Source organism: Maritimimonas sp. 2210JD6-3 (assembly GCF_056591795.1).
On record NZ_JBWQOJ010000016.1, the window covers coordinates 15,391 to 40,065 of the forward strand.

The 24,675-nt window shown below is 33.7% G+C and carries 21 protein-coding genes; 7 read left to right on the top strand and 14 right to left on the bottom strand.

Going from position 1 to position 24,675, the window contains the following annotated elements:
- Positions 1-74 precede the first annotated feature (74 nt).
- The gene (locus AC1EUY_RS08555) at positions 75-1,250 is read left to right on the top strand and encodes an acetyl-CoA C-acyltransferase (RefSeq protein WP_480195104.1); all 1,176 of its coding nucleotides are present in this window, start codon (positions 75-77) and stop codon (positions 1,248-1,250) included.
- A gap of 6 nt (positions 1,251-1,256) precedes the next feature.
- On the top strand, positions 1,257-2,030 hold the full coding sequence (locus AC1EUY_RS08560) for a C40 family peptidase (RefSeq protein WP_480195105.1): 774 nt from the start codon (positions 1,257-1,259) through the stop codon (positions 2,028-2,030).
- Between the two features lie 60 nt (positions 2,031-2,090).
- Here AC1EUY_RS08560 and AC1EUY_RS08565 read toward each other — a convergent pair whose 3' ends face one another.
- Both AC1EUY_RS08565 and gyrA read right to left on the bottom strand, forming a co-directional pair.
- Entirely contained in the window at positions 2,091-3,362 is a 1,272-nt protein-coding gene (locus AC1EUY_RS08565) for a tetratricopeptide repeat protein (protein ID WP_480195106.1), read from the bottom strand.
- A 15-nt stretch (positions 3,363-3,377) separates the two neighbouring features.
- On the bottom strand, positions 3,378-5,900 hold the full coding sequence (gyrA, locus tag AC1EUY_RS08570; protein ID WP_480195107.1) for a DNA gyrase subunit A: 2,523 nt from the start codon (positions 5,898-5,900) through the stop codon (positions 3,378-3,380).
- Positions 5,901-6,123: 223 nt separating this feature from the next.
- Here gyrA and AC1EUY_RS08575 point away from each other — a divergent pair, with 223 nt between their 5' ends.
- The 3 genes from AC1EUY_RS08575 to AC1EUY_RS08585 are packed head-to-tail and all read left to right on the top strand — an operon-like array spanning position 6,124 to position 9,465.
- Entirely contained in the window at positions 6,124-8,676 is a 2,553-nt protein-coding gene (locus AC1EUY_RS08575) for an ATP-dependent Clp protease ATP-binding subunit (protein WP_480195108.1), read from the top strand.
- Positions 8,677-8,714: 38 nt separating this feature from the next.
- Complete coding sequence (locus tag AC1EUY_RS08580) at positions 8,715-9,164, top strand: YybH family protein (protein WP_480195109.1); 450 nt, start codon at positions 8,715-8,717, stop codon at positions 9,162-9,164.
- 52 nt (positions 9,165-9,216) lie between these two features.
- Positions 9,217-9,465: a hypothetical protein gene (locus AC1EUY_RS08585; protein WP_480195110.1), complete on the top strand. Its 249-nt coding sequence runs from the start codon at positions 9,217-9,219 to the stop codon at positions 9,463-9,465.
- On the opposite strand, the gene hutH is transcribed toward AC1EUY_RS08585, so the two are convergent.
- Entirely contained in the window at positions 9,454-10,965 is a 1,512-nt protein-coding gene (gene hutH / locus AC1EUY_RS08590) for a histidine ammonia-lyase (RefSeq protein WP_480195148.1), read from the bottom strand. The two genes, AC1EUY_RS08585 and hutH, sit on opposite strands and share 12 nt — an antisense overlap.
- A 138-nt stretch (positions 10,966-11,103) precedes the next feature.
- On the opposite strand from hutH, the gene AC1EUY_RS08595 reads away from it, so the two are divergent.
- A complete protein-coding gene (locus AC1EUY_RS08595) occupies positions 11,104-11,634 on the top strand; it encodes a TlpA family protein disulfide reductase (protein ID WP_480195111.1) in 531 nt (176 codons plus the stop codon).
- Positions 11,635-11,649: 15 nt separating this feature from the next.
- Here AC1EUY_RS08595 and AC1EUY_RS08600 read toward each other — a convergent pair whose 3' ends face one another.
- The 7 genes from AC1EUY_RS08600 to AC1EUY_RS08630 all read right to left on the bottom strand — a co-directional run bounded on the left by AC1EUY_RS08600 (position 11,650) and on the right by AC1EUY_RS08630 (position 19,077).
- Positions 11,650-13,224, bottom strand: a complete 1,575-nt coding sequence (locus AC1EUY_RS08600) for an NAD(P)H-hydrate dehydratase (protein WP_480195112.1) — start codon at positions 13,222-13,224, stop codon at positions 11,650-11,652.
- Positions 13,225-13,227: 3 nt separating this feature from the next.
- Positions 13,228-14,181, bottom strand: coding sequence for an acetyl-CoA carboxylase carboxyltransferase subunit alpha (locus AC1EUY_RS08605; RefSeq protein ID WP_480195113.1), 954 nt, complete (start codon positions 14,179-14,181; stop codon positions 13,228-13,230).
- Between the two features lie 49 nt (positions 14,182-14,230).
- Positions 14,231-15,127 (bottom strand): DMT family transporter, encoded by an 897-nt coding sequence (locus AC1EUY_RS08610; protein ID WP_480195114.1) that lies wholly within the window; start codon positions 15,125-15,127, stop codon positions 14,231-14,233.
- Positions 15,114-16,199 carry an LptF/LptG family permease gene (locus AC1EUY_RS08615; RefSeq protein ID WP_480195115.1) on the bottom strand — a complete coding sequence of 362 codons (1,086 nt, stop codon included), beginning with the start codon at positions 16,197-16,199 and terminating at the stop codon, positions 15,114-15,116. Before AC1EUY_RS08615 ends, AC1EUY_RS08610 begins: the two co-directional genes overlap by 14 nt.
- Positions 16,200-16,201: 2 nt before the next feature.
- The gene (gene tgt / locus AC1EUY_RS08620; RefSeq protein WP_480195116.1) at positions 16,202-17,332 is read right to left on the bottom strand and encodes a tRNA guanosine(34) transglycosylase Tgt; all 1,131 of its coding nucleotides are present in this window, start codon (positions 17,330-17,332) and stop codon (positions 16,202-16,204) included.
- 156 nt (positions 17,333-17,488) lie between these two features.
- Entirely contained in the window at positions 17,489-18,580 is a 1,092-nt protein-coding gene (ychF, locus tag AC1EUY_RS08625) for a redox-regulated ATPase YchF (RefSeq protein ID WP_480195117.1), read from the bottom strand.
- 143 nt (positions 18,581-18,723) lie between these two features.
- Positions 18,724-19,077, bottom strand: coding sequence for a 4Fe-4S dicluster domain-containing protein (locus AC1EUY_RS08630; RefSeq protein ID WP_480195118.1), 354 nt, complete (start codon positions 19,075-19,077; stop codon positions 18,724-18,726).
- Between the two features lie 64 nt (positions 19,078-19,141).
- Here AC1EUY_RS08630 and AC1EUY_RS08635 point away from each other — a divergent pair, with 64 nt between their 5' ends.
- The gene (locus AC1EUY_RS08635; protein WP_480195119.1) at positions 19,142-20,197 is read left to right on the top strand and encodes an acyl-CoA reductase; all 1,056 of its coding nucleotides are present in this window, start codon (positions 19,142-19,144) and stop codon (positions 20,195-20,197) included.
- A 9-nt stretch (positions 20,198-20,206) separates the two neighbouring features.
- Here AC1EUY_RS08635 and folE read toward each other — a convergent pair whose 3' ends face one another.
- The 4 genes from folE to AC1EUY_RS08655 form a co-directional block, all read right to left on the bottom strand.
- Positions 20,207-20,893 (bottom strand): GTP cyclohydrolase I FolE, encoded by a 687-nt coding sequence (gene folE, locus AC1EUY_RS08640; protein WP_480195120.1) that lies wholly within the window; start codon positions 20,891-20,893, stop codon positions 20,207-20,209.
- Between the two features lie 20 nt (positions 20,894-20,913).
- On the bottom strand, positions 20,914-22,284 hold the full coding sequence (hisS, locus tag AC1EUY_RS08645) for a histidine--tRNA ligase (RefSeq protein ID WP_480195121.1): 1,371 nt from the start codon (positions 22,282-22,284) through the stop codon (positions 20,914-20,916).
- A gap of 184 nt (positions 22,285-22,468) precedes the next feature.
- Positions 22,469-23,041, bottom strand: a complete 573-nt coding sequence (locus AC1EUY_RS08650; protein WP_480195122.1) for a DUF4126 domain-containing protein — start codon at positions 23,039-23,041, stop codon at positions 22,469-22,471.
- A 361-nt stretch (positions 23,042-23,402) separates the two neighbouring features.
- Positions 23,403-24,614: an asparagine synthetase B gene (locus AC1EUY_RS08655; RefSeq protein ID WP_480195149.1), complete on the bottom strand. Its 1,212-nt coding sequence runs from the start codon at positions 24,612-24,614 to the stop codon at positions 23,403-23,405.
- Positions 24,615-24,675: the final 61 nt, after the last annotated feature.

The window sequence follows — 24,675 nt, forward strand, 5'->3', positions numbered from 1 at the left end:
GTATTGAATAAATAAGTGATGTTAGTTGTTTCGTTTAAAAATGGTTAAATTCGCGGCATAATAAGTAAAATTTTATGAAAGAAGTAGTTATTGTATCTGCGGCAAGAACTCCAATAGGGAGTTTTTTAGGTTCACTATCGACGATACCGGCACCTAAACTAGGTGCTACGGCTATAAAAGGTGCATTAGATAAGATAAATTTAGATCCAACACTTGTAGATGAAGTGTTGATGGGTAATGTAGTACAAGCTGGAACAGGTCAAGCACCTGCAAGGCAAGCAGCAATTTTTGCTGGTATTCCAGATACTGTACCCTGCACAACAATTAATAAGGTATGTGCTTCAGGAATGAAAACTGTAATACAAGCGGCTCAAGCTATTGCACTAGGAGATGTGAATATTGTTGTTGCAGGTGGTATGGAAAACATGAGTTTGATTCCACATTATTACCACGCCCGTAGTGCTACAAAATTTGGCGCTGTAACTATGATAGATGGAATGCAAAAAGACGGATTGGTGGACGTATATGATCAAAATGCAATGGGAGTTTGTGCTGATGCTTGTGCATCAGAATATGATTTTTCAAGAGAAGATCAAGATGCTTATGCAATTCAATCCTATAAGCGCTCTGCTAAAGCATGGGCTCAAGGAAAATTTAGCAATGAAGTAGTTCCTGTTGAAATACCGCAACGACGTGGTGAACCAATTATATTCTCTGAAGATGAAGAATATAAAAATGTAAAGATGGAAAAAATACCCGCGCTTAGACCTGCATTTACAAAAGAAGGAACCGTTACGGCTGCGAATGCTTCAACTATAAATGATGGTGCTGGTGCCATGGTACTAATGTCAGCTGATAAAGCAAAAGAATTAGGACTACAACCTCTTGCTAAAATAAGAAGTTATGCTGATGCTGCTCATGAACCTAAATGGTTTACTACTGCACCAGCGAAAGCATTACCTAAAGCTTTGGGCAAGGCAAATGTTTCAATAAATGATATTGATTTTTTTGAATTAAACGAAGCGTTTTCTGTGGTAGGACTGGCAAATATAAAACTATTAGGGCTATCTGATGCTAATGTTAATGTTAATGGAGGTGCAGTCTCTTTAGGACATCCCTTAGGCTGCTCTGGCGTAAGAATTCTTATAACCCTGCTTAATGTTTTAGAACAAAATAATGCTAAGCTAGGAGCTGCCGCTATTTGTAATGGCGGTGGTGGCGCTAGTGCAATGGTTATAGAAAGGCTATAAAATTCTATGGGTTACGGTGTTTGCAATTTAAGTATTGTTCCTTTACGGATTGAGCCAAATGATAAAAGTGAAATGATCTCTCAAGTATTATTTGGTGATCATTTTAAGGTGATAGAAAAATCTAAACAATGGAGAAAAATTCGTCTGGCATATGACACCTATGAAGGATGGATAGATGAAAAACAGTTTTTAGAAATCTCTAAAGAACACTACAGTAAAATAGATAAAAGTGTTCATCCTTTTGCTACCGAATTAGTAGATTTTATTACGAATTCTGAAAATCAATTATTAACGATACCGTTAGGAACTTCACTTCCATTGCTAAATAAAGGAAAAATCGATTTTGAAGCTATTCAATATAGATTTGAAGGAAGATTTTCTTCTAAAAAGCAACAGAAAAGTAATCTTATTAAAACCGCTTTTATGTATCTCAACGCACCTTATCTTTGGGGCGGTAAAACACCTTTCGGAATCGATTGTTCTGGGTTTACCCAAATGGTTTATAAATTAAATGGTGTAAAAATTTTGAGAGATGCCTCTCAGCAAGCTTTACAGGGTGAAGTACTAAGTTTTATCGAAGAAAGTGAACCTGGTGACTTGGCTTTTTTTGATAATAAAGAGGGCGATATTATTCATGTAGGTATTATTATGGCTGATAACTATATTATTCATGCAAGCGGAAAGGTAAGAATTGATAGGCTAGATCAGAGTGGTATTTTTAATGAAGAGCAACGAACACACACCCATAAATTAAGAGTAATTAAAAAGATTTTTAAATAAAAAACTCGCTATAAAATTATAACGAGTTTTTTATTTTATGTTAATTATAATACAGAAAATCTAACCTCTAGAGGCATCCCAAATAGCCTTCATTTCTTTCGCCTTATCTGTCATTTCTAAGTTTTCATAAATACTCATTAGTGTACGAGCAATATCTGCATCATCTTTACCATCTTTTTCTTTCTTTATACTAAAAGCTTTTTCGTAAAGTGGCAATACCTCTTTGTACAACTCCACTTGCTTCGCTTTAATAGCATCATACTTTTTGAAATTACTTAAGTTATTATTCATTTCTTCAACCAACTCTTTATCTTTTTCAAGTTTAAGAGCCGCAAGGTTAACATAGGCATCAACATACTTAGGATCTAATTCTAATGCTTTATTGTAATTAGCAGTAGCTTCTTCAGCATTACCTTGTTCAGCATTAATAACACCAATATTGAAATGTAAAGTAGGATTCGTAGGGTCTTTCTCTACAGCTTCACCCATTAGCGATTTAAACTTATCTTTTTCACCTAATCGTAAATATAGATTAGCTTCATTCATCAATAAATTTACATCACTAGGATCTTCTTTTCTAGCATTTTTAATAGCAGCAACGGCAGCTTCATTATCGCCCTTTTCCATCAATACATAAGCTATATTTTTGATGATTGTTGGTCTTTTAGATTCACCCACTTCTGTTTTGGGCTCTTTATACTGTTTTGCCTTTATCATTAAATCCATTTGGGCTTTAGAGCCCATGTTCTCACGTTCTCCAGTCTCTACATTTACAGCTGTATAACTCGTTGCAATACCTGTATAACCTAATTTATTTAGTTCTTGATAATACTTAAGAGCCGCGTCATAATCTTTATCTAAATAAGCAGCATTAGCAGCATACTCCAAGAATACTGTATCCTTCTTACTAAGCGTATAAGTCTTATACAAATCATTTTTCGCATTTGCAAAATCTTTATCTTGGTATCCTTTTATACCCTTTTGAGAAACATCAGAAATTAATGCATTTAGTATAGGCTCAGCATCTGTAGTATATTTAGACTTACCAGATTGCTTCTCATATGCTAGTAAATCTTGAAAAGCTTTAGCAGCAGTATCATACGCTTCGCCATTTCCTTTTTTCGCTAAATCGTAATAAGTTTTACCTTTTAAAAAGTAAAATTTAGCTTTGTATTTGTCTTCTAATTTTCCTTCTGCTTGATCAATGGCAGCTTTTGCAGCAGAAGCATCACTATTTTTTAATGCTTTTTCAGCAGCTTTTAATTCATCTTTTTGCGCAAAAGTAGCCAAAGAAATTGTAGCTGCTAACAACGCGAGTCCTAGTTTTTTCATTTTAGTTTTAATTATTTATTCTTGATTGTCTGTTGTACTTTCTGAATCGTTACTGTCAACTTCCGTGCCATTATTTTCTACATCTTCAGTTTCTTCTTCATCTTCATGCATTACTTTAGCAACAGCCGCGATAGAGTCATTACCTTTGATGTTTATAAGCTTTACGCCCTGAGTAGCACGTCCCATAACACGTAAATCAGCTACAGCCATGCGAATAATGATCCCAGATTTATTAATAATCATGAGATCATCATCATCGGTAACATTCTTAATCGCTACTAAATTACCAGTTTTTTCGGTAACATTAATAGTTTTTACACCTTTTCCGCCCCTATTTGTTATCCTATAATCTTCTAAACTAGAGCGTTTACCATAGCCGTTTTCTGAAACAACTAAAATATTGCTCTCCATATCATTTACAGAAACCATTCCTATTACTTCATCTTTTTCACTCGCCAATCGAACACCTCTAACACCAGAAGCATTTCTACCCATTGGGCGTGTTTTTGCTTCCTCAAATCGAATTGCTTTACCAGATTTTAAGCCAATCATAATCTGACTATTTCCATCGGTTAATTTAGCCTCTAATAATTCGTCATCATCCTTAATGGTAATGGCGTTAATACCATTTGTTCTTGGTCTAGAATATTGTTCTAAAGATGTTTTCTTTGTTTGCCCCTTCTTGGTCACCATCAACACATAATTACTGTTCACATACTCTTCATCTTTCAGATCTTGTGTGCAAATAAATGCTTTTACTTTATCATCGGGCTCAATATTCACTAAGTTTTGAATTGCTCTCCCTTTTGATGTCTTATTACCTTCAGGTATTTCATAGACACGCATCCAGAATACTTTACCTTTTTGCGTGAAAAATAACATATACTGATGGTTCGTAGCTACAAATAAGTGTTCTAAGAAATCTTCATTTCTAGTAGCTGAACCTTTTTGACCGCGACCGCCTCTATTTTGAACTTTATATTCATCTAAATTAGTACGTTTTACATACCCAGCATGCGATATCGTAATGACTACTTTAGAATTAGGTATCATGTCTTCAATGCTCATATCTCCACCTGCGTACTCAATTACTGAGCGACGTTCATCACCATATTTTTCTTTTATCTCTAAAAGTTCTTCTTTAATAATTGTCATTCTACGAGATTCGTCAGCCAATATATCTTTTAAATCTTCTATTAGCTTCATGATATCTTCATACTCACTTCTTAGTTTATCTTGCTCTAATCCAGTAAGCTGACGCAATCTCATTTCAACAATTGCTTTAGCTTGAATTTCAGATAACTCAAAACGTTTTATCAATGCTTCTCGAGCTTCATCAGCATTTTTTGATGCCCGTATTAACTTGATAACTTCATCAATGTTATCTGATGCAATAATTAGACCTTCTAAAATATGTGCTCTCGCTTCTGCCTTCGCCAACTCATATTTCGTTCTGCGAACAACGACATCGTGTCTATGATTTACAAAATGCTTTATTAAGTCTTTCAAATTTAGCATTTCGGGCCTACCATTTACCAGCGCAATATTATTTACACTAAATGATGTTTGCAGTGCCGTATATTTATATAATTTATTTAAAACAATGTTAGGAATCGCATCTCTTTTCAATACATACACCAAACGACGTCCTTTTCTACTCGTTTCATCTCGTAAAGATGCAATACCGTCAATTTTTTTATCATTAACAAGTTCTGCAGTTTTTTTCATTAAATCTGCACCATTCACTTGATACGGCAATTCAGTCACCACTATGCATTCTCTACCATTTATCTCCTCAAAAACTGTTTTTGCACGCATTACAATCCGGCCACGACCTGTATGAAACGCCTCTTTTACACCATCATACCCATAAATAATACCTCCCGTAGGAAAATCTGGTGCTTTGATGTGCTGCATTAACTCATCAATCTCTATTGCATTATTATCTATATATGCTGTAGTACCATTAATAACTTCTGTTAAATTATGTGGCGCCATATTCGTAGCCATACCTACCGCAATACCAGAGGCTCCATTTACCAATAAACTCGGAATACGAGTAGGTAATACAGTGGGTTCTTGCAAAGTATCATCAAAGTTTAAGCGATGATCTACCGTATCTTTTTCAATATCAGCAAGCATATCTTCTGATATTTTACGCATTCTAACCTCTGTATAACGCATTGCCGCTGGGCTATCGCCGTCTGGTGAACCGAAGTTACCTTGACCATCGACCATTTCATAACGCATACTCCAGTCTTGTGCCATACGCACCATGGCATCATATACTGATGTATCACCATGCGGATGATATTTACCTAATACTTCCCCTACAACTCTTGCAGATTTTTTATGAGCTCCTGTAGCTTTTATTCCTAATTCGTGCATACCAAAGAGAACTCTTCTGTGTACTGGCTTTAAACCATCTCTTACATCTGGTAATGCTCTTGATACAATCACCGACATTGAATAATCAATGTATGATGACTTCATTTCATCTTCTATTGCAATAGGAATTAACTTTTCACCTTCTGCCATGTAATTTTCTTTAAGTTTTTATCGTTTTTATAACTGGAGCAATATACAATAATTGCAAATTTTTCGTTATACCAAAGGGTAGTTTTATTAACACAATTTATTAACAATTCGTAACTAAAAATCTAGAATTTTTATGACATATAGTCACTGTTAATATATGGGCATAACTTTTGTAATGTATAATTAAAAAATTCTACTAATTTTACGATAACAATACTAATATATGGACGATAATTTTTCACCTAAAGTAAAAGATGTGATTGCTTACAGTAAAGAAGAGGCCCTACGATTAGGGCATGACTTTATTGGAACAGAGCATCTTATGTTAGGATTATTACGAAAAGCCAATGGGGAAGCTATTGATATACTAAATGCTTTAGATATAGATTTAGATACATTGAGGAAAAAAATTGAGGGATTGAGTCCCGCAAATTCCGAAGCGATGAGTGGTAATGATAAAAAGAGTTTACATCTAACAAAACAAGCTGAAAAAGCATTAAAAACAACTTTTTTAGAGGCTAAGTTATATAAAAGCAAAGCTGTAAGTACTGCACATTTATTACTATGTGTATTACGTAATGAAAATGACCCTACTACGAAGCTTTTAAATAAATTCGATATAGATTATGATGAAGTGAAAAATATTTTTGGTCAGTTATTTCTAGATCAAGATATTACTACTTCTTCACCAAAGGCAGAATCAAGAAGTGATGATGAATTTGAAGATCCAAAAGATAATCCTTTTGAAGGCAGCGGCTCACAAAAAAGTAGCACGAACAAAAAATCTAAAACACCTGTTTTAGATAATTTTGGACGTGATTTAACCGCACTTGCTGAAGAAGGTAAATTAGATCCTGTAGTAGGTCGTAAAAAAGAAATAGAACGCATCTCTCAAATTTTAAGTCGTCGTAAAAAAAACAATCCTATATTAATTGGTGAACCTGGCGTTGGTAAATCTGCTATAGCAGAAGGTTTAGCTTTACGAATTATTCAACGAAAAGTGTCTAGAATACTTTTTAATAAACGAATTGTTTCTTTAGATCTTGCAAGTTTGGTTGCTGGTACAAAATACCGTGGGCAATTCGAAGAACGAATGAAGGCTTTGATGAATGAATTAGAGAAGAATGATGATATTATTCTTTTTATCGATGAAATACATACAATTGTAGGCGCTGGTGGCGCTACCGGTTCGTTAGATGCATCAAATATGTTTAAACCTGCATTGGCGAGAGGTGAAATACAATGTATAGGCGCAACTACTTTAGATGAATTCCGTCAGAATATTGAAAAAGATGGTGCTTTAGAGCGTCGTTTTCAAAAGATAATGGTAGAGCCTACTTCTGTAGAAGAAACTATTCAGATTTTAAATAATATTAAAGATAAGTATGAAAATCATCATAACGTAACATTTACTGATGAAGCCATTGAGGCTTGCGTAAAATTAACGAATCGTTATATGACGGATCGTTTCTTACCTGATAAAGCAATCGATGCTTTAGATGAAGCCGGTTCAAGAATTCATATTACGAACATTGTTGTACCGCAACAAATACTGCAATTAGAAAAACAATTAGAAGAAGTTAGAGAGCTTAAAAACAGTGTGGTAAAGAGTCAAAAATACGAAGAAGCAGCACGTTTACGAGATGATGAAAAACGTATTGAAAAAGATCTTGCTACCGCACAAAAGGAGTGGGAAGAACAATCTAAACAACATAAAGAAACTGTAACCGAAGATAATGTTGCAGAAGTAGTCTCTATGATGACTGGTATTCCAGTAAATCGTATTGCTGAGGCAGAAAGTCAGCGTTTGGCCGATCTTCACAACCTTATAAAAGGAAAAGTTATTGGTCAAGATGAAGCTGTAGCTAAAGTTGTAAAAGCTATACAGCGTAATCGTGTTGGATTAAAAGACCCTAACAAACCTATTGGCTCCTTTATTTTCTTAGGCTCAACAGGCGTAGGAAAAACGCAGTTAGCAAAAGTTATTGCAAGAGAATTATTTGATTCGAATGATGCGCTAGTTCGTATCGATATGAGTGAGTACATGGAAAAATTTGCTATTTCCCGCTTGATTGGAGCACCTCCAGGATATGTAGGCTATGAAGAAGGTGGTCAATTAACAGAGAAAATACGTCGAAAACCATACTCTGTTGTATTGCTTGACGAAATTGAAAAAGCACATCCAGATGTATTCAATATGCTACTTCAAATATTAGATGATGGCCATATTACCGATAGTTTAGGTCGCAAGATTGATTTTAGACATACGATTATTATAATGACTTCTAACATAGGAGCACGTCAATTAAAAGATTTTGGTACTGGAGTTGGTTTTGGTACAGCTTCTAAAAAAGAGCAAGCGGATGCTTTAGCTAAAGGTGTGATTGAAAGCGCCTTGAAAAAAAGTTTTGCTCCTGAGTTTTTGAACAGAATTGATGATGTTATCGTATTTAATTCATTAGAAAGAGAAGATATTCATAAAATAATAGATATAGAGTTAGATAAATTATTAGAGCGCATCGATGGTTTAGGGTATAGGCTTACGCTTACAGATAAAGCTAAAGATTATATTGCTGATAAAGGTTTTGATAGGCAATATGGCGCGCGCCCTTTAAAAAGAGCTATTCAGAAGTATATAGAAGATGCTTTAGCGGAAGAAATTGTGAATGCGAAGCTCAAAGAAGGTGACTCCATTAGCATGGATCTCAATGAAAAAACAGATGAGCTTGTCATTAAAATTAAAAAAGCTAAGAAATCTATTGAAGAAAATGAATAAATAACTTCCCTCCTTTTTAGGAGGGATTTTTTATCCCTATGAGATTAATTCTTTTAACATTTATTATATTATTTTTAACAAATTGTAATAACAAAATAGCAAGTAATGAAAAAGAAAAAGAGCTTATCAAATCAACACTTATAGACCTGTGGGATGCAATTGAAAAAGGTGACATAGAGCGTTATGCATCTTATATACATGAAGATTTTACTCAATTTGGTGAATACGATTCTGTTTTACGTTCTGGTAAGGCAACCGAAGTAAAAGGAATTACAGAGTGGGTAGAAAGCTCTACACCTATCCATACAGAAATGCATGAACCAAAAGTTACTGTTAATGGAAATACAGCTTTTATAACGTATTATTGGTCTGATTCGGGAACAACTAACGGAAAGCAATTTGCGACTAGAGGAAAATCTACTAGAATATTTGTTAAAGAAAATGGTAAGTGGTTATGCATACATGGGCATTATACTTTACTGCCCTAATAATTAGTACTATTATTTTTTTATATATTAGCTAACCCAAACAATGTGAGTAATGAATCAAGATCAGATTACTTCTTTACAAGATAGAATTGTAAATGAAATCAATAGCACATACGAATCTATTGAAACTTATAAAGATCATACATCAAAGCATTCTTTGAAAAATACATCTTTAGATGTTGCAACTGCCCAGCGTAGAATTCAAGTAGTTGAACATAAGTTAAAAGCACTAAAAATGATGTTAGCTAAATTAGATAATGGTGAACGTATTGCTTTTAATAAAAACAACTTAGCTAAATAATTCTTCGTTCTCTATTCTTAAATTTTCAATAAAATTTTTGGTAGTAGCGATATCGTTATGTAATATTCTATCCTCTTCAACAAACGAAACTTCATTTCTATAGACTTTTAAAAAAGATTCTAAAAATTCTGATGTTTTAAGTGGCTTTCTAAAGACCAAAGCTTGTGATGCATTCAATAATTCTATTGCTAAAATAGTTTCAATATTATCAACGATCTGTTTTGTTTTTGTCGCTGCATTTGCACCCATACTCACATGGTCTTCTTGCCCATTACTAGACACGATAGAATCAACAGATGCAGGTGTTGCTAACTGTTTGTTCAAACTTACGATACTTGCAGCCGTATATTGAGGAATCATAAATCCTGAATTCAATCCAGGATTTGAAATTAAAAAAGCAGGCAATCCCCGTAAACCTGATACTAACTGATACGTTCTTCTTTCAGAAATGTTCCCCAACTCAGATAAAGCAATTGCCATATAGTCTAAAGCTAGCGCTAAAGGTTGTCCATGAAAATTACCCCCAGAAATTATTGCGTCTTCTTTAATAAATACATTTGGATTGTCTGTAACAGCATTTATTTCGGTCTCAAAAGTTTTAGTAACAAATTGCAAGGTATCTAGAGTAGCGCCATGAACTTGTGGCATGCATCTGAATGAATACGGGTCTTGTACATGAATCTTATTTTGCGCAATAATTTCACTTCCGTCTAAAAATTCTCTAATACGCTTAGCTGTCTTCAATTGCCCGTTATGAGGTCTTATAAGGTGTATAAGTTCATTAAAAGGCTCTAAGCGCCCATCAAAAGCATCTAGCGATAGCGAACCAATAAGATCAGCTAAATACGATAACTTGTACGATTTTAATACAATGTAAACTCCATAGGCAGCCATAAATTGCGTCCCATTAAGTAAAGCCAACCCTTCTTTAGACTTTAATTTAATCTTTTCCCAACCAAATTTTTCTAAAATTTCTTGTCCAGAAAAAACCTTTCCTTGGTATAACGCCTCTCCCAACCCTATCAAAGGCAATGCAAGATGTGCTAATGGGGCTAAATCCCCAGAAGCACCTAAAGAACCTTGCGTATATACTACTGGAAAAATATCGTTGTTATAAAAATCAACAAGTCTATTTACCGTTTCCAGCTGAACTCCCGAATAGCCATAACTCAACGATTGAATTTTTAATAACAACATTAATTTCACAATCGCATTAGGTACTCTATCTCCAGTTCCACAAGCATGAGATTTCACTAAATTTTCCTGTAACTTAACTAAGTTATCTTGTTGTATTTTAACATTATAGAGCGAACCAAAACCTGTATTAATGCCATAAATAGGTGTTTTGTTCTCAATTATTTTTTTGTCTAAATATTCTCTACATTCTTTTATACTATTAACAGCTTCTACAGATAATTCAAGTTTTGAATTATTGCTTATAATTAATTGTATATCAGAAATATATAATTTTTTTGAACTTATAGAATGCGTCACTAGTATTAATTTGTTTAGGTCATCAAAAGTCTAAAAATGAGATGGTATTACCAAAAAAAGTTGTGCATAAATATATTAGAAGTATAATATTCTTAAAATAATACGTTATGATACTACCTATAAGTCTAAAATTATCAACTAATTATGAATAATAGCCTGAGGAATTTATTACTATTTATTGTAGTGCTACTTACGCTATCTTTTACAATAAGTACCAAAGTATCAAAAACGATTGATAAGTCTAACATTACTACCGGTAAGTTAGCTCCAGATTTTTCATTCAGCGATCAAAACGATCAACTTGTAAAACTTAATGATCTAAAAGGGAAATATACCTATATTAACATATGGACTACCAGAAGTGAGCTTAGTAAAACTGAATTACCATATTTGGATAATTTAATTGTTGAGTTTGGTGATCAAATTCAATTTGTAAATATTTCTCTAGACTATCAAAGAGATAAAAGAACATGGAAAACTGAGGTTGTTAATAATAATATTAAAGCAATACAGCTAATTGCTGATAGAGGTTGGAACTCAGATTTTGTGAAGGCTTATGATATTGTTAAAATACCAAGAGCTATCCTAATAGATGATGAAGGGAAAATTGTAGATGCATTTGCACCCAAACCTTCAAATCCTGAATTAAAAAGAATTCTCAAAAACATCAACTAATACATCAAGTCGCTTTTAGCGACTTTTTTTATGCGCTTTAGTTTCCTCTGTGGGTGTTTCCTCAGATTGTGGTGGTAGAATTTGTTCTCTTCTAAAAAGTTCTTTAAACGCTGATGATAAATACGCAATAATATCTGAAGCTGTAAACGTTTCATAGACCAAGTCTTTCATAGCAACGTTTGCTGTTAATCCATGTATATAAACACCAAAAATAGTTGCATACAAAGCTGAATAGCCTTGAGCGAGCAATCCTGTAATGATACCTGTTAAAACATCTCCACTACCTCCAGAAGCTAAAGCAGGGTTTCCTGTGGTGTTAAAGTACAGTATATCATCACTGGCAATAACAGTATTTGCTCCTTTTAAAACTACAACAGACTTTATTTTTTTAGCTAAGGATTGTAATTTGTCTAATCTTTCAAAATCGTTTTTACTTTTACCAACTAAGCGTTCAAATTCTTTTGGATGTGGTGTTAAAACAGAGCCCTCTGGCACTAATTTTAAAAGTGACTTATCTTTTGCTAGTAAGTTAATTGCATCTGCATCAATAACTAAAGATATTTTATTTTCTTGTAAAAAAGCTTTAAATGCGTTTAAAGTTTTAGTCGCTGTACCCAGCCCTACCCCTATTCCTATGGCATTTGCAGCTACTTTAGAATTTATCTTTGCAATTTCATTTTCTGCATCCGTTTCTACCATTACTTCTGGTAATGCCGTTTGCAATATGCTATAACCGCATTTAGGAATATAAGCTGAAACTAAACCGCTACCAATGGTAAGTGCAGCACGCGCAGCTAATGAGACAGCTCCTATTTTACCATAACTACCTCCAATAATAAGTGAATGTCCATAATCTCCTTTATGAGAAAACTTAGCTCTGGGTTTATATAATGTAACCACATCGGGTTTTTCTAAGGTAAAAGCTGCTGCTTTTGTATTAAAAATAAACTCAGCATCTAACCCAATATCAATTACATCATACCCAACTATATATTCTTTATTTTCAGGTACTAAAAACGCAAGCTTAGGTGTTTGAAAAGTCAAAACGTGATAAGCTTTAACAACAGCTTCTTTATCTTCGATCGTTTTATCTGAGTACATCCCAGAAGGAACATCTATAGAAAGCACATAAGCATTTGAAGCATTTATATGCTGAATCACCTCTTTCAACACATCTTCTGGTGGTCTTGACAGTCCTAATCCGAAAATTGCATCAATAACCATATCATTCTCAGAAATCTCTGGAAGTTCAGTCTTACAAGTAATCATTTCTGGCCAAACACCAATTTCTTTTAAACGATCATAGTTCGTTAGAAAATCTTGACTTCTTTTGTTACTACAGTTTATAACGTAGGTAAAAACATTATAACCATGCTGCTTTAAGTGTCTGGCAATAACAAGACCATCACCGCCATTATTGCCTGTACCACAAAAAACCTTAATAGGAATCGTATTACCTTGAAGTCTGTTATGTATCCATTGAAAACATAAAGACGCCGCACGTTCCATAAGATCGGCAGACGTCATATTACCTTTTTCAATGGTATATTGATCGGCTTTTTTTAGTTGCTCAGCAGTAAGGATTTTCATTGGTTACGATTTGTAAACCCCCATATTGGTATATTTATCCATACGGCTTTCTACCAACTCTTTTTGAGAAATATCTTTTAACTCTTTATAAGATTTTAATATTTGCGCTTCGACAATTTTAAAAGCTTCTTCACGATTACTATGGGCTCCACCGAAAGGTTCTTTAATAATACTATCAATCAGTTTAAGCTTCTTCATATCTTCTGCTGTAAGCTTTAAAGCTTCAGCTGCTTGTTCTTTATAATCCCAACTGCGCCAAAGAATAGAAGAACATGATTCTGGAGAAATAACCGTGTACCAAGTGTTTTCCATCATAAAAACACGATCACCAACACCAATACCTACAGCACCACCTGAAGCTCCTTCACCAATTATTATAGAAATAATAGGTGTCTTTAATTTTGTCATTTCAAAGATATTTCTGGCTATAGCCTCTCCTTGCCCACGTTCTTCAGCTTCTAAGCCAGGATACGCACCTGGAGTATCAATTAAGGTCACTACAGGTATTCCAAACTTTTCAGCCATTTTCATTAAACGCAAAGCTTTTCTATAGCCTTCTGGATTTGCCATACCAAAATTACGATACTGACGTGTTTTGGTGTTATATCCTTTTTGTTGACCTATAAACATAAATGACTGATCCCCTATTTTACCAAGACCACCAACCATCGCTTTATCATCTTTCACAGTTCTGTCGCCGTGAAGCTCCATAAATGTGCCTTTTGTTAAGGCTTCTATATAATCTAACGTATAGGGTCTATTTGGATGACGTGATAATTGCACACGTTGCCATGCCGTTAAATTTTTATATATATCTTTTTTTGTTTTTTCTAATTTTTTCTCGATTTGCTCGCAAGTTTCAGTAACATCTACTTCACTTTCTTCACCAATCAGTTTACATTTTTCTAGCTGTTCTTCGAGTTCTTGAATAGGTTTTTCGAAATCTAAATATTCCATTAGAGTTAATTAAGTTAGTGTACAAATATATAAACTTTACTAGAAGATATTAGTTTTTTAATTTGGTAAACTTTTCTCTATTTTTAATAATGGCATCTAAGACTACAGTTATTAAGATAAGAATAGCTCCATAATAAAAATTGGTACTCATTATTTCCTTTTGTCCAAACAAAATAATTGCCAAAATAATACCATATACAGGCTCTAAATTATAGGCAAGTACTACTGTAAACGGACTTATATACTTCATAATATCAACAGCAGCAATAAAAGCATAAGCCGTACATACAGAAGCTAAAATGAATATATACAACCAATCTGTACTTTTTAAAATAAAAAACTCTGCATTAAAACCATTACCAAAAAGCGCTATATATAGTGTTATAAAAAGAACACCTCCAATAAATTCATAAAACGATATAATAGTTGCGCTACTGTTAGCAACAAATTTGCCATTTATAACGGCAAAAAGTGATGAAAAAAATGCAGATGAAATACCAAGAAAAATTCCGGTTAGGTATTTAATTTCACTGTCTATAATAAGATATACTCCTATAATAATAAGCAATCCAAAAAACACTTCATACAATCGTATCTTACGTTTATAAAACAACGGTTCTAATAATGCTGCAAAAAAAGCTCCTGTTGAGAACATCGACAGCGCAATAGAAATATTTGCTTCTTTAATAGATGCAAAAAAAGTAATCCAGTGCAACGCTATAATAACTCCAGCACCAAGAAATTGTACTAATTTTCTTCGGGAAATAGCTAGCTTAATTCGTCTTATTTTAATATATAAAAACATTAAAATTCCTGCAATAGACATTCTATACCAAACTAAGGAAAAGGCTTCAATAGCTATCAGTTCTCCTAGTATTGCTGTAAAACCAGCAATAAATACTAAAAAATGTAAGTGTAAATGGTGCTTAAGATTATCGTTTGGCATTGAAATATAAATAGGCAGCTAAAATACCAAACAGAATATTAGGTAACCAAACCATTAGTAACGAATTATAGGAAGCATTTGCACCTAAAACTTCAAATATCTTTAAAAAGAATACATACGAAAACATGATGGTAACACCTAAAGCTAAATTAATACCAATCCCTCCTCTTCTCTTTTTAGAGGCTAAAACAACCGCGATAAGTGTTAGAATAAATGAAGAAATAGGTAAGCTAGATCGTTTATAAATTTCCACTTTATACTGATTTAAGCTTTTAACACCTCTATTCTCGGAAACCGCGATTAATTTACTCAGTTGAACTGAATTCATTGCCTTCGCTATGGTACTGGTATATACTAAATCTTGCGGTTTAAAGCTAAATATAGTATCTAGTTTTCTATCTGAAAATATGCTATCGTTTTTAGAGCGTATGTATCTTTTCTTAAAATTAGTAAGCGTAAATGTAGAATCTTTCGCATTGTATTTAATATTCTTAGCCATTAACTTATACTTTAGTTTATATCCGTCAAATTGCTCATAAGCAAAATCATAACCCATATTATTCTTAATATCAAAATTTCTAAAATAGATGTAGTCATTATCGCTCAACTGAAGATTTACATTAGTTACATACGTTTTTGACCTTTTCTTTTTTCTTAAGTAGTTATCTTGAAATTCTTCAAAAGTCCCATTTGTTCTAGGCACGATAAAATGATTGGCAACTAATGCTAATATGGCAATACCCAATGCACCAATAAAATAAGGTTTTAAAAAACGCTTAAAAGAAATGCCAGCACTGTGAATAGCTACAATTTCTGTTTTATTGGCTAATTGAGAAGTAAAAAGTATCGTGGAAATAAATAATGCCAACGGCATAAAAGTATTCGCATAATAGATAATAAAAGGGATGTAATATTCTTGAATTATTTGTGAAAATTCTAATTCTGGGCGCGCTAAGAATTTTCCTATTTTATCTGATGTATCAATAGCAATCGCTACCGGAATTAAAATAAGTAGCGTAAATATAAAAGAGGTAATATATTTTTTGAGTATATATAAATCTAGCTTCCGCAAGGTTATAATCTTTTATCCATTTGTTTTACCATTTGGTTTTTCCAAGAGGTAAAGTCTCCCGCTAAGATATGCTTTCTAGCTTCACGAACCAACCAAAGATAAAAACCAAGATTATGAATAGAAGCAATCTGTTTTCCGAGATATTCTTTTGAAGCAAATAAATGACGTAAGTATGCTTTAGAATAATAGGTGTCAACATAGGTAATCCCCATCTCATCTATTGGCGAAAAATCATCAGCCCATTTTTTATTCTTTATATTAATCGTACCATGTGCTGTAAAAAGCATTCCGTTTCTCGCGTTACGCGTTGGCATCACACAATCAAACATATCGACTCCTAATGCAATATTTTCGAGAATATTAATTGGCGTACCCACCCCCATTAAGTAACGCGGTTTCTCTTTGGGAAGAATATCGCAAACAATTTCTGTCATCTCATACATTTCTTCAGCAGGTTCTCCAACAGAAAGACCTCCAATAGCATTACCCTCGGCTTCAACAGAAGCAATATACTCGGCAGATTGTTTACGTAAATCTTTATAGGTACTCCCTTGTACTATCGGAAAAAATGTTTGTTTATAACCGTATAGTTCTGGTGTTTTCGCTAAATGATCTATACAACGATGTAACCAACGATGTGTCATATACATTGATTGTTTGGCATACCCATATTCACATGGATACGGGGTACACTCATCAAAAGCCATTATAATATCGGCACCAATACTTCTTTGAATATCCATTGAAAATTCAGGAGAAAAAAAATGTGAGGAACCATCAATATGTGATTTAAACCTCACGCCTTCTTCTTGAATTTTTCTATTACCTGATAACGAATATACCTGATAACCACCAGAATCGGTTAAAATGGGACGCTCCCAATTCATAAATTTATGCAGACCCCCAACTTTTTCTAAAATAGGTGTTTGTGGGCGCAAATACAGATGATACGTATTCCCTAGAATGATGTCTGCATTGATATCATCTTTTAATTCACGTTGATGTACGCTTTTAACAGAAGCAACCGTACCAACAGGCATAAAAATAGGCGTTTTAATCTTACCGTGGTCGGTGGTTATCTCTCCTGCTCTAGCCTTACTTTCTTTATCGTGTCCTTTTAGTTCGAATTGCATTGAATTTCTTTAGAATCGTTTTCAATATTTTTTTGATTTCGTCATTCAACTGCACTTCGAATCTGCTCAATACAGGTTCGCTTAGGGTATCAATTCAATCAAAAAATACTAGCACTGAAAATCTTTTGTCTTTTCTCTTTTAGTCTGTGATTAAAATTAGACATTAAATCTAAAATGCATGATATCACCATCTGCAACAACATATTCTTTACCTTGTACTGCTAGTTTACCAGCTTCCTTCACTTTAGCTTCACTGCCCATAGAAACAAAATCATTGTATTTCATTACTTCAGCACGAATAAATCCTTTTTCAAAATCAGTATGTATTACACCCGCTGCTTGAGGTGCCGTATCACCCACATGAATTGTCCAAGCTCGTACTTCTTTTTTACCTGCGGTAAAATACGTCTGTAGATTTAACAATTCATAGGCCGCACGAATTAATTTAGAGGCACCTGGTTCATCTAAACCAAGATCTTCTAAAAACATTTCTTTTTCTTCATAGGTTTCTAACTCTGCTATATCAGCTTCAGTGGCAACAGCCAATACTAAAACACCTGCGTTTTCACTTGCTATAGCTTCTTTCACTTTAGCAACATATTCATTACCATCTTTAGCAGAGGCTTCATCGACATTACAGACATATAAAACAGGTTTGTCAGTAATAAACTGCATGGTTTGTATAAATTCAGCTTCCTTTTCTGTTCTCTCAAAAGATCGAATAGAATGCCCTTCTTCTAAATGTGCTTTCACTCTTTCTAAGACATCTTGTTCAACCTGCGCTTCTTTATTACCCGTTTTTGCCGTTCTTTTTACTCTTTCAAGACGTTTATCTACAGTTTCTAGATCCTTTAGTTGTAATTCTATATCAATAGTTTCTTTATCTCTTATCGGATCTACCGATACATCAACATGCACTATATTGTCATTATCAAAGCAACGCAACACATGTAAAATTGCGTCTGTTTCTCTAATATTCGCCAAAAATTGATTACCTAATCCTTCTCCTTTACTTGCGCCACGAACTAAACCTGCAATATCTACAATCTCTACAGTCGCTGGTAGTACTTTTTCTGGCTCCACAAGCTCTTCAAGTTTCGCTAATCTCAGATCAGGAACATTTACAACACCAATATTTGGTTCAATCGTACAGAATGGAAAATTTGCACTTTGTGCCTTAGCATTTGATAAACAGTTAAATAATGTTGATTTTCCAACATTTGGTAGTCCTACAATTCCAGCTTTCATTGATAACTTTTTAGTTGTTATTCCTTTATTCAAGGAATCTCATTTTGCGGTGCAAATATAGCATTAATACTATGAAGTAAGAGCATAAAAAAATCCTAAACTTTAGCGGTTTAGGACTCTAGTACATATAAAAATAAATTTCTCTAATCTTCTGGATGCATAAAACGCTGCTTGCCTAATAACTCTTCTTCAGTTTCTACATGATCTTCATCGGGCACACAACAATCTACAGGGCATACTGCTGCACACTGTGGCTCTTCATGAAATCCTTTGCACTCGGTACATTTATCAGGAACTATATAATAAATTTCGTCAGAAACAGGTTCTTGTACTTCCTCTGCATCTACTTCATTACCGTTTGGTAAAATTACTTTGCCCGTTAACGAAGTACCATCTTTATAACGCCAATCATCTGCGCCTTCATAAATTGCTGTATTAGGGCATTCTGGCTCACAGGCCCCACAATTTATACATTCATCAGTTATAATAATTGCCATATTTTAAATTACTTTAAATTTGCAGTTGCAAAGTTACAAAAACCTAAACGTAAAAAAAGGTTAAATGTTATTACAAAACAGAATTAACGCATTTGTTAAATTAGGCAGTTTTTTAAGTCAATTTTCACAAAAAGAAATTAAAATAAATAGCGAAGTTGAATACAATAACTTATTCTTTGATGCTTTTAAATTGCAAATACATAGAGCTCAAGAATTTAATGGATGGTTTACAAAAGAAAATGTTTTATTCGCTTTTGAATATTGGAGTAATCAATTAACATTAAGTAAATTACAAAATTGGACTTCAAATTATAGTTTAGACTCTAATTCTAATAAAACTATTGCCATAATTATGGCTGGCAATATACCTTTAGTCGGGTTTCATGATTTTTTATCAGTACTAATTTCAGGGCATTCAGTGATCGTAAAGCAATCTTCTAACGATAAGCATTTCTTACCACTTATAGCTAAATATTTAGAATATGTGGCCCAAGAATTTGAGGAAAAAATTAACTTTACAGAAGGTAACTTAGAAAATTTTGATGCAATTATAGCTACTGGTAGTAATAATACCGCCCGTTATTTTGAATATTATTTCGGTAAATACCCAAATATTATACGAAAGAATAGAACTAGCACAGCCATTATCACTGGAAAAGAAACCAAAGAAGAATTAACGGCACTTGGTGAAGACATTTTTCGTTATTTTGGGTTAGGATGTCGTAGTGTTTCAAAGCTCTTTGTACCTAAAAACTATAATTTTGATACATTTTTTGGAGCTATCTATGACTATAAAGACATTATAAACTACAAGAAATACGAAAATAACTACGATTATAACAAGGCTGTATATTTGATGAGTGAATTTGATCTATTAGAAAATGGTTTTCTTATAATCAAAGAAGATGAAAGTTATGCTTCCCCTATCGCCTCCTTATTTTATGAGTACTATGATGATTTAGACACCTTACGCGTTAAGCTAAAAAATGATGCCGATAACATTCAATGTATTGTGAGTAACAGTATAGAAAATGCTATTCCTTTTGGTCAAACACAACAGCCCAGTCTAACAGATTATGCAGATGGTGTCGATACTATGGCTTTTTTGAGTGAATTATAAAGAAAAAACTCAATCTCCAAACTCTGTATCTAATTTAAGATAATCTAAAAACTCTCGCTTAGTCGTGTCATCTTTAAACTTACCCCCAAACTCTGAGGTAACCGTACTACTCGCTACATCGCGAATACCACGAGAGTTTACGCATAAATGTTTCGCATCAATTACACAAGCTACATCTTGCGTACCCAAAGCTTGTTGTAATTCTTGAACGATTTGTATGGTAAGTCGCTCTTGTACTTGTGGACGCTTTGCATAATAATCTACAATACGATTCATTTTAGAAAGTCCGATAACATTACCCTTTGAAATATAGGCTACATGGGCTCTACCAACTATGGGTAATAAATGGTGTTCACAGGTAGAATATACCGTGATATTCTTCTCTACCAGCATTTCACCATACTTGTAATTATTATCAAATGTTGATGGTTTAGGCTTATTTTTAGGATTCAAACCTCCGAAAATCTCTTTCACAAACATTTTTGCTACACGTTTAGGCGTGCCTTGCAAACTATCATCTGTAAGATCCATCCCTAATGTATGTAAAATATTTGTCATGTCTGCCTCGATTGAGGCAATTTTCTCATCATCAGAAGCTTCAAATGCATCATCACGTAAAGGTGTTTTCGCTGATGAAAATATATGATCATCACCCATCTCTTCTATCTTTGTTTTTCCGTTCTTTCCTTCAAACATAGTCTCAATATTATATAAAATTATGAATTCTTAACAGTCTCAACCAGCGTTTGTAAATCACAAGCCATCTGTTCGCCAGAATTCATGTTTTTTAATGTGTATTTATTATTTTCTAGTTCAGACTCACCAGCCATTACCGTAAATTCAATAGTTCTACGATTGGCATAATTCATTTGTTTTTTAATTTTGGTATTGTCTGGATACAATTCAACTTTTATACCTTCCCTTCTTAATGTTTTGATTGCTTGTAAGCAATAGAGAGCTTCTTTATCTCCAAAATTCAGAAATAAGACCTTCGGTTTTGGCAATTCAACAGATTTAAATAGCTTCAGTTCTTCTAAAACTAATTGAATTCTATCTAAGCCAAATGAAATACCAATACCACTCATATCTTTTAATCCGAAGATCCCTGTAAGGTCATCATAACGACCACCGCCGCCGATGGAACCTAACTGCACATCATTTGCTGTTACTTCAAAAATCGCTCCTGTATAGTAATTTAACCCTCTTGCTAGTGTGACATCTATAACTAGTGTTGAAAATTTTAATCCTAAGTCATCTACGGCATTAATTACAGATTCTAATTCCGAAACCCCTTGAGAACCTTCGTCGGAAGCATCCAAAATACCTTTCAACTTAGTTAACTTTTCTTTATTAGTTCCTGTGAGACTAAACAGGGGTTCAACTTTTTTAATAGCATCTTGTGTAATGCCTTTAGCAAGCATTTCTTTTACTACACCCTCCTCACCTATTTTATCAAGTTTATCTAAAGCTATTGTAAAATCTATCAATTTATCTTGTGCTCCAATAATTTCGGCAATACCAAATAATATTTTTCTATTGTTTAGTTTAATAGTTGTAGCAATACCTAGATCAGAAAAGATAGCATCGTATAGTTGGATAAATTCTACTTCTTGAAATAAAGATTTGCTCCCAACTACATCGGCATCACACTGATAAAACTCACGAAAACGTCCTTTTTGAGGTCTATCGGCACGCCAGACAGGCTGCATTTGATATCGCTTAAATGGAAACACAATATCATTTTGATGTTGTACTACATACCGCGCAAAAGGGACTGTTAAGTCGTAACGCAGAGCTTTCTCAGAGATTTGAGAAGTAACTTTTACACTCTCTTTATGTTTAAGTAAATTTTCATCAGCTTTAGCTAGAAAATCACCTGAGTTTAATATCTTAAAAATTAAACGATCTCCTTCTTCACCATATTTGCCCATCAATGTAGAAGAATTTTCAAATGAAGGTGTTTCTATAGGCTGAAATCCATATAACTCGAAATGTTTTCTAATCGTAGAAAATATATAGCTTCGTTTCGCTACTTCAGTAGGTGAAAAATCACGTGTTCCTTTAGGTATGCTTGGTTTTTGTGCCATCCATTAAATTATGGCTGCAAATATCAGAAATTTATACTGATTTGTATTAAATACAATAAAACTATATACAAATTATATTAAATACAAAAGCGTCACACTATATTCTCTTCAGCATCACGTAAAACTTCTAAGGATGAATATTTATTAAATAAGAGCCTAAAACAAGTTCAGAGTGAAGGTACAATCATTGATTTTTTTGCTTAGGTTTAAACCATTTAAAGACTTTGAATAGCAACCAAAGTATAAACAACAAAAAAATGATCGCTAAAGGCGCCCAAATAAAAGATAATATAGACATCACTATCGATGTGCCTGTTTCTACTGATGAAACCACAGGGTTTGCGATCCCTCCGGTGGTGGTGGTTGATGCCAGCCGCGTTGTTGATGTCGAAGCTTTTATAGCAGTTGCAGTACCGCCACCTGCAATAATGGCTAATGACCAAGTTACTAAAGGGTCTAAACCCGCAGCAGTTGAAAGCATTACTGCTGTACCAGCGACCGCTGCTAAAGGAATGGCGATAGCATCTAATATGTTATCAAACCAAGGGATGAGATATCCAATAATTTCAAGTACAGTAGCTATACCCAATGTTATCATAGCTGGCATACCTCCTACCCATTCCCAACTTTCGTTTAATGGAATAATATTATAATACGATGCTAAACTTAATGCAAAAAGCGGGACAAATACTCTAAAGCCTACAGACGCAGCAAGACCTATTCCTAAAAGGATACTAAATACCGTTGAAATTTCCATGGAGGCTAATTTAATAATTTATAGAAAAAGCCTAGTTAAAATGATATCATGTTCAAAAAAGGGGATTTTTCCTGTGCAAAAAGGGGTTTTTTCCTGTTTTATGATTTCTAAAGTTTTAAGAGGTTTGTCAAACCTTAACTAAATTAAAAAATCATTGATCAATTACAATAATAAGAAAAGAAAAAGTTCTTTTAACAATAGTCAATTCTGGGATAGGTTAGTTAAGGGTTTATTTATATCTGGATTGGCTATCATCATTATTGTAGTATTCTTAAAATATCTTGACTACCTTTAAGCTACGTAAAAGAATAAAGTGCTATAAGAAGACTAAAACCTCTTGAGATACCTATTTTGAGAGGTTTTATGTTTTTTGTTCTTTCTTTTTTGCTGCAGGAAATAATACATTATTTAATATCAAGCGATATCCAGGAGAATTTGGGTGCAAATCGAGTTCTGTTTTTGGGTCACCTACTCTATGTGTATAATCCTCGGGATCATGACCACCATAGAAGGTCCAAAGTCCTTTACCTTTAACACCGTGAATATATCTTGCTTCACCATTAGATTTGTTTTCACCCATCACCAGCACATTAGACTTTACATTTTTTCTATCATAGCTAGTGGTTTGCCCCATAAAACCTTTTACCAACTGTGTATGGTTTTGTGTAAGCATGGTAGGTACCGGATCCCATTTTGCTGAATATTCTTGTAAAGAAAAATAATCGGCAGTACGTGGTATTTTTCTTTTCATGGTCATATCTATCGATGAAAATTCATAGACTACTGGACTTCTAACTAATTCAAAATCTTTAAAAGCAAAAGTTTTTGAAAAGTCTATTTTCTTCTGATACCCATTTTCTGATGGATCTCCGTCAAACATTGTTTCACAAATATCAATACCTTCTGCAGCTAAAGCAATATCAAAACTATCAGTAGCCGAACACATGGCGAACATGAATCCACCTCCGATCACATAATCCCTTATTTTTAAAGATACATCTCTTTTGGCTTCAGAGACTTTACTATACCCCAATTTTTTAGCAAGATTTTCAGCATCTCGTTTACCTTGAATATACCAAGGTGCTGTTCTAAAAGAACCATAGAACTTACCAAATTGACCTGTAAAATCTTCATGATGTAAATGTAACCACTCATATAATAGCAATTCATCTTTTAACACTTCTTCATCATATACTACATCATATGGAATTTCGGCATAATTTAAGACCATCGTTACCGCATCATCCCAAGGCATTTTATCTTTAGGGGAATACACCGCAATTTTAGGTGCTTTTTCTAGAACAACTGCTTCCATATTCTGTGAAGGGCTTTTAATCTCTTCAAGAATAGCTAGTGCTTCTGTATCTGAAATAACCTCATAAGAAACCCCTCTTATAGTACACTCTTTACGAAAGATTTCTTGGTCTTCTAATAAAAAAGAGCCGCCTCGATAATTTAACAACCACTTTACATCATAGTTTTGTTGTAAAGAAAAATAAGTAATACCGTAGGCTTTTAAATGATTTTTCTGTCCTACATCATCCATCGGTATTAGGATAAAAGATGCATGCATCGAAACTGATACTAAAGCTAATATGACAAAAATTAATAAACTACGCACTCTATATTACATT

Bases quoted from the DNA above. Each gene is read 5' to 3' on its own strand.
- AC1EUY_RS08555 (WP_480195104.1), top strand. From the start codon at position 75: ATGAAAGAAGTAGTTATTGTATCTGCGGCAAGAACTCCAATAGGGAGT.
- AC1EUY_RS08560 (WP_480195105.1), top strand. From the start codon at position 1,257: ATGGGTTACGGTGTTTGCAATTTAAGTATTGTTCCTTTACGGATTGAG.
- AC1EUY_RS08565 (WP_480195106.1), bottom strand. From the start codon at position 3,362: ATGAAAAAACTAGGACTCGCGTTGTTAGCAGCTACAATTTCTTTGGCT.
- gyrA (WP_480195107.1), bottom strand. From the start codon at position 5,900: ATGGCAGAAGGTGAAAAGTTAATTCCTATTGCAATAGAAGATGAAATG.
- AC1EUY_RS08575 (WP_480195108.1), top strand. From the start codon at position 6,124: ATGGACGATAATTTTTCACCTAAAGTAAAAGATGTGATTGCTTACAGT.
- AC1EUY_RS08580 (WP_480195109.1), top strand. From the start codon at position 8,715: ATGAGATTAATTCTTTTAACATTTATTATATTATTTTTAACAAATTGT.
- AC1EUY_RS08585 (WP_480195110.1), top strand. From the start codon at position 9,217: ATGAATCAAGATCAGATTACTTCTTTACAAGATAGAATTGTAAATGAA.
- AC1EUY_RS08595 (WP_480195111.1), top strand. From the start codon at position 11,104: ATGAATAATAGCCTGAGGAATTTATTACTATTTATTGTAGTGCTACTT.
- AC1EUY_RS08600 (WP_480195112.1), bottom strand. From the start codon at position 13,224: ATGAAAATCCTTACTGCTGAGCAACTAAAAAAAGCCGATCAATATACC.
- AC1EUY_RS08605 (WP_480195113.1), bottom strand. From the start codon at position 14,181: ATGGAATATTTAGATTTCGAAAAACCTATTCAAGAACTCGAAGAACAG.
- AC1EUY_RS08610 (WP_480195114.1), bottom strand. From the start codon at position 15,127: ATGCCAAACGATAATCTTAAGCACCATTTACACTTACATTTTTTAGTA.
- tgt (WP_480195116.1), bottom strand. From the start codon at position 17,332: ATGCAATTCGAACTAAAAGGACACGATAAAGAAAGTAAGGCTAGAGCA.
- ychF (WP_480195117.1), bottom strand. From the start codon at position 18,580: ATGAAAGCTGGAATTGTAGGACTACCAAATGTTGGAAAATCAACATTA.
- AC1EUY_RS08630 (WP_480195118.1), bottom strand. From the start codon at position 19,077: ATGGCAATTATTATAACTGATGAATGTATAAATTGTGGGGCCTGTGAG.
- AC1EUY_RS08635 (WP_480195119.1), top strand. From the start codon at position 19,142: ATGTTATTACAAAACAGAATTAACGCATTTGTTAAATTAGGCAGTTTT.
- folE (WP_480195120.1), bottom strand. From the start codon at position 20,893: ATGTTTGAAGGAAAGAACGGAAAAACAAAGATAGAAGAGATGGGTGAT.
- hisS (WP_480195121.1), bottom strand. From the start codon at position 22,284: ATGGCACAAAAACCAAGCATACCTAAAGGAACACGTGATTTTTCACCT.
- AC1EUY_RS08650 (WP_480195122.1), bottom strand. From the start codon at position 23,041: ATGGAAATTTCAACGGTATTTAGTATCCTTTTAGGAATAGGTCTTGCT.
- AC1EUY_RS08655 (WP_480195149.1), bottom strand. From the start codon at position 24,614: ATGCATGCATCTTTTATCCTAATACCGATGGATGATGTAGGACAGAAA.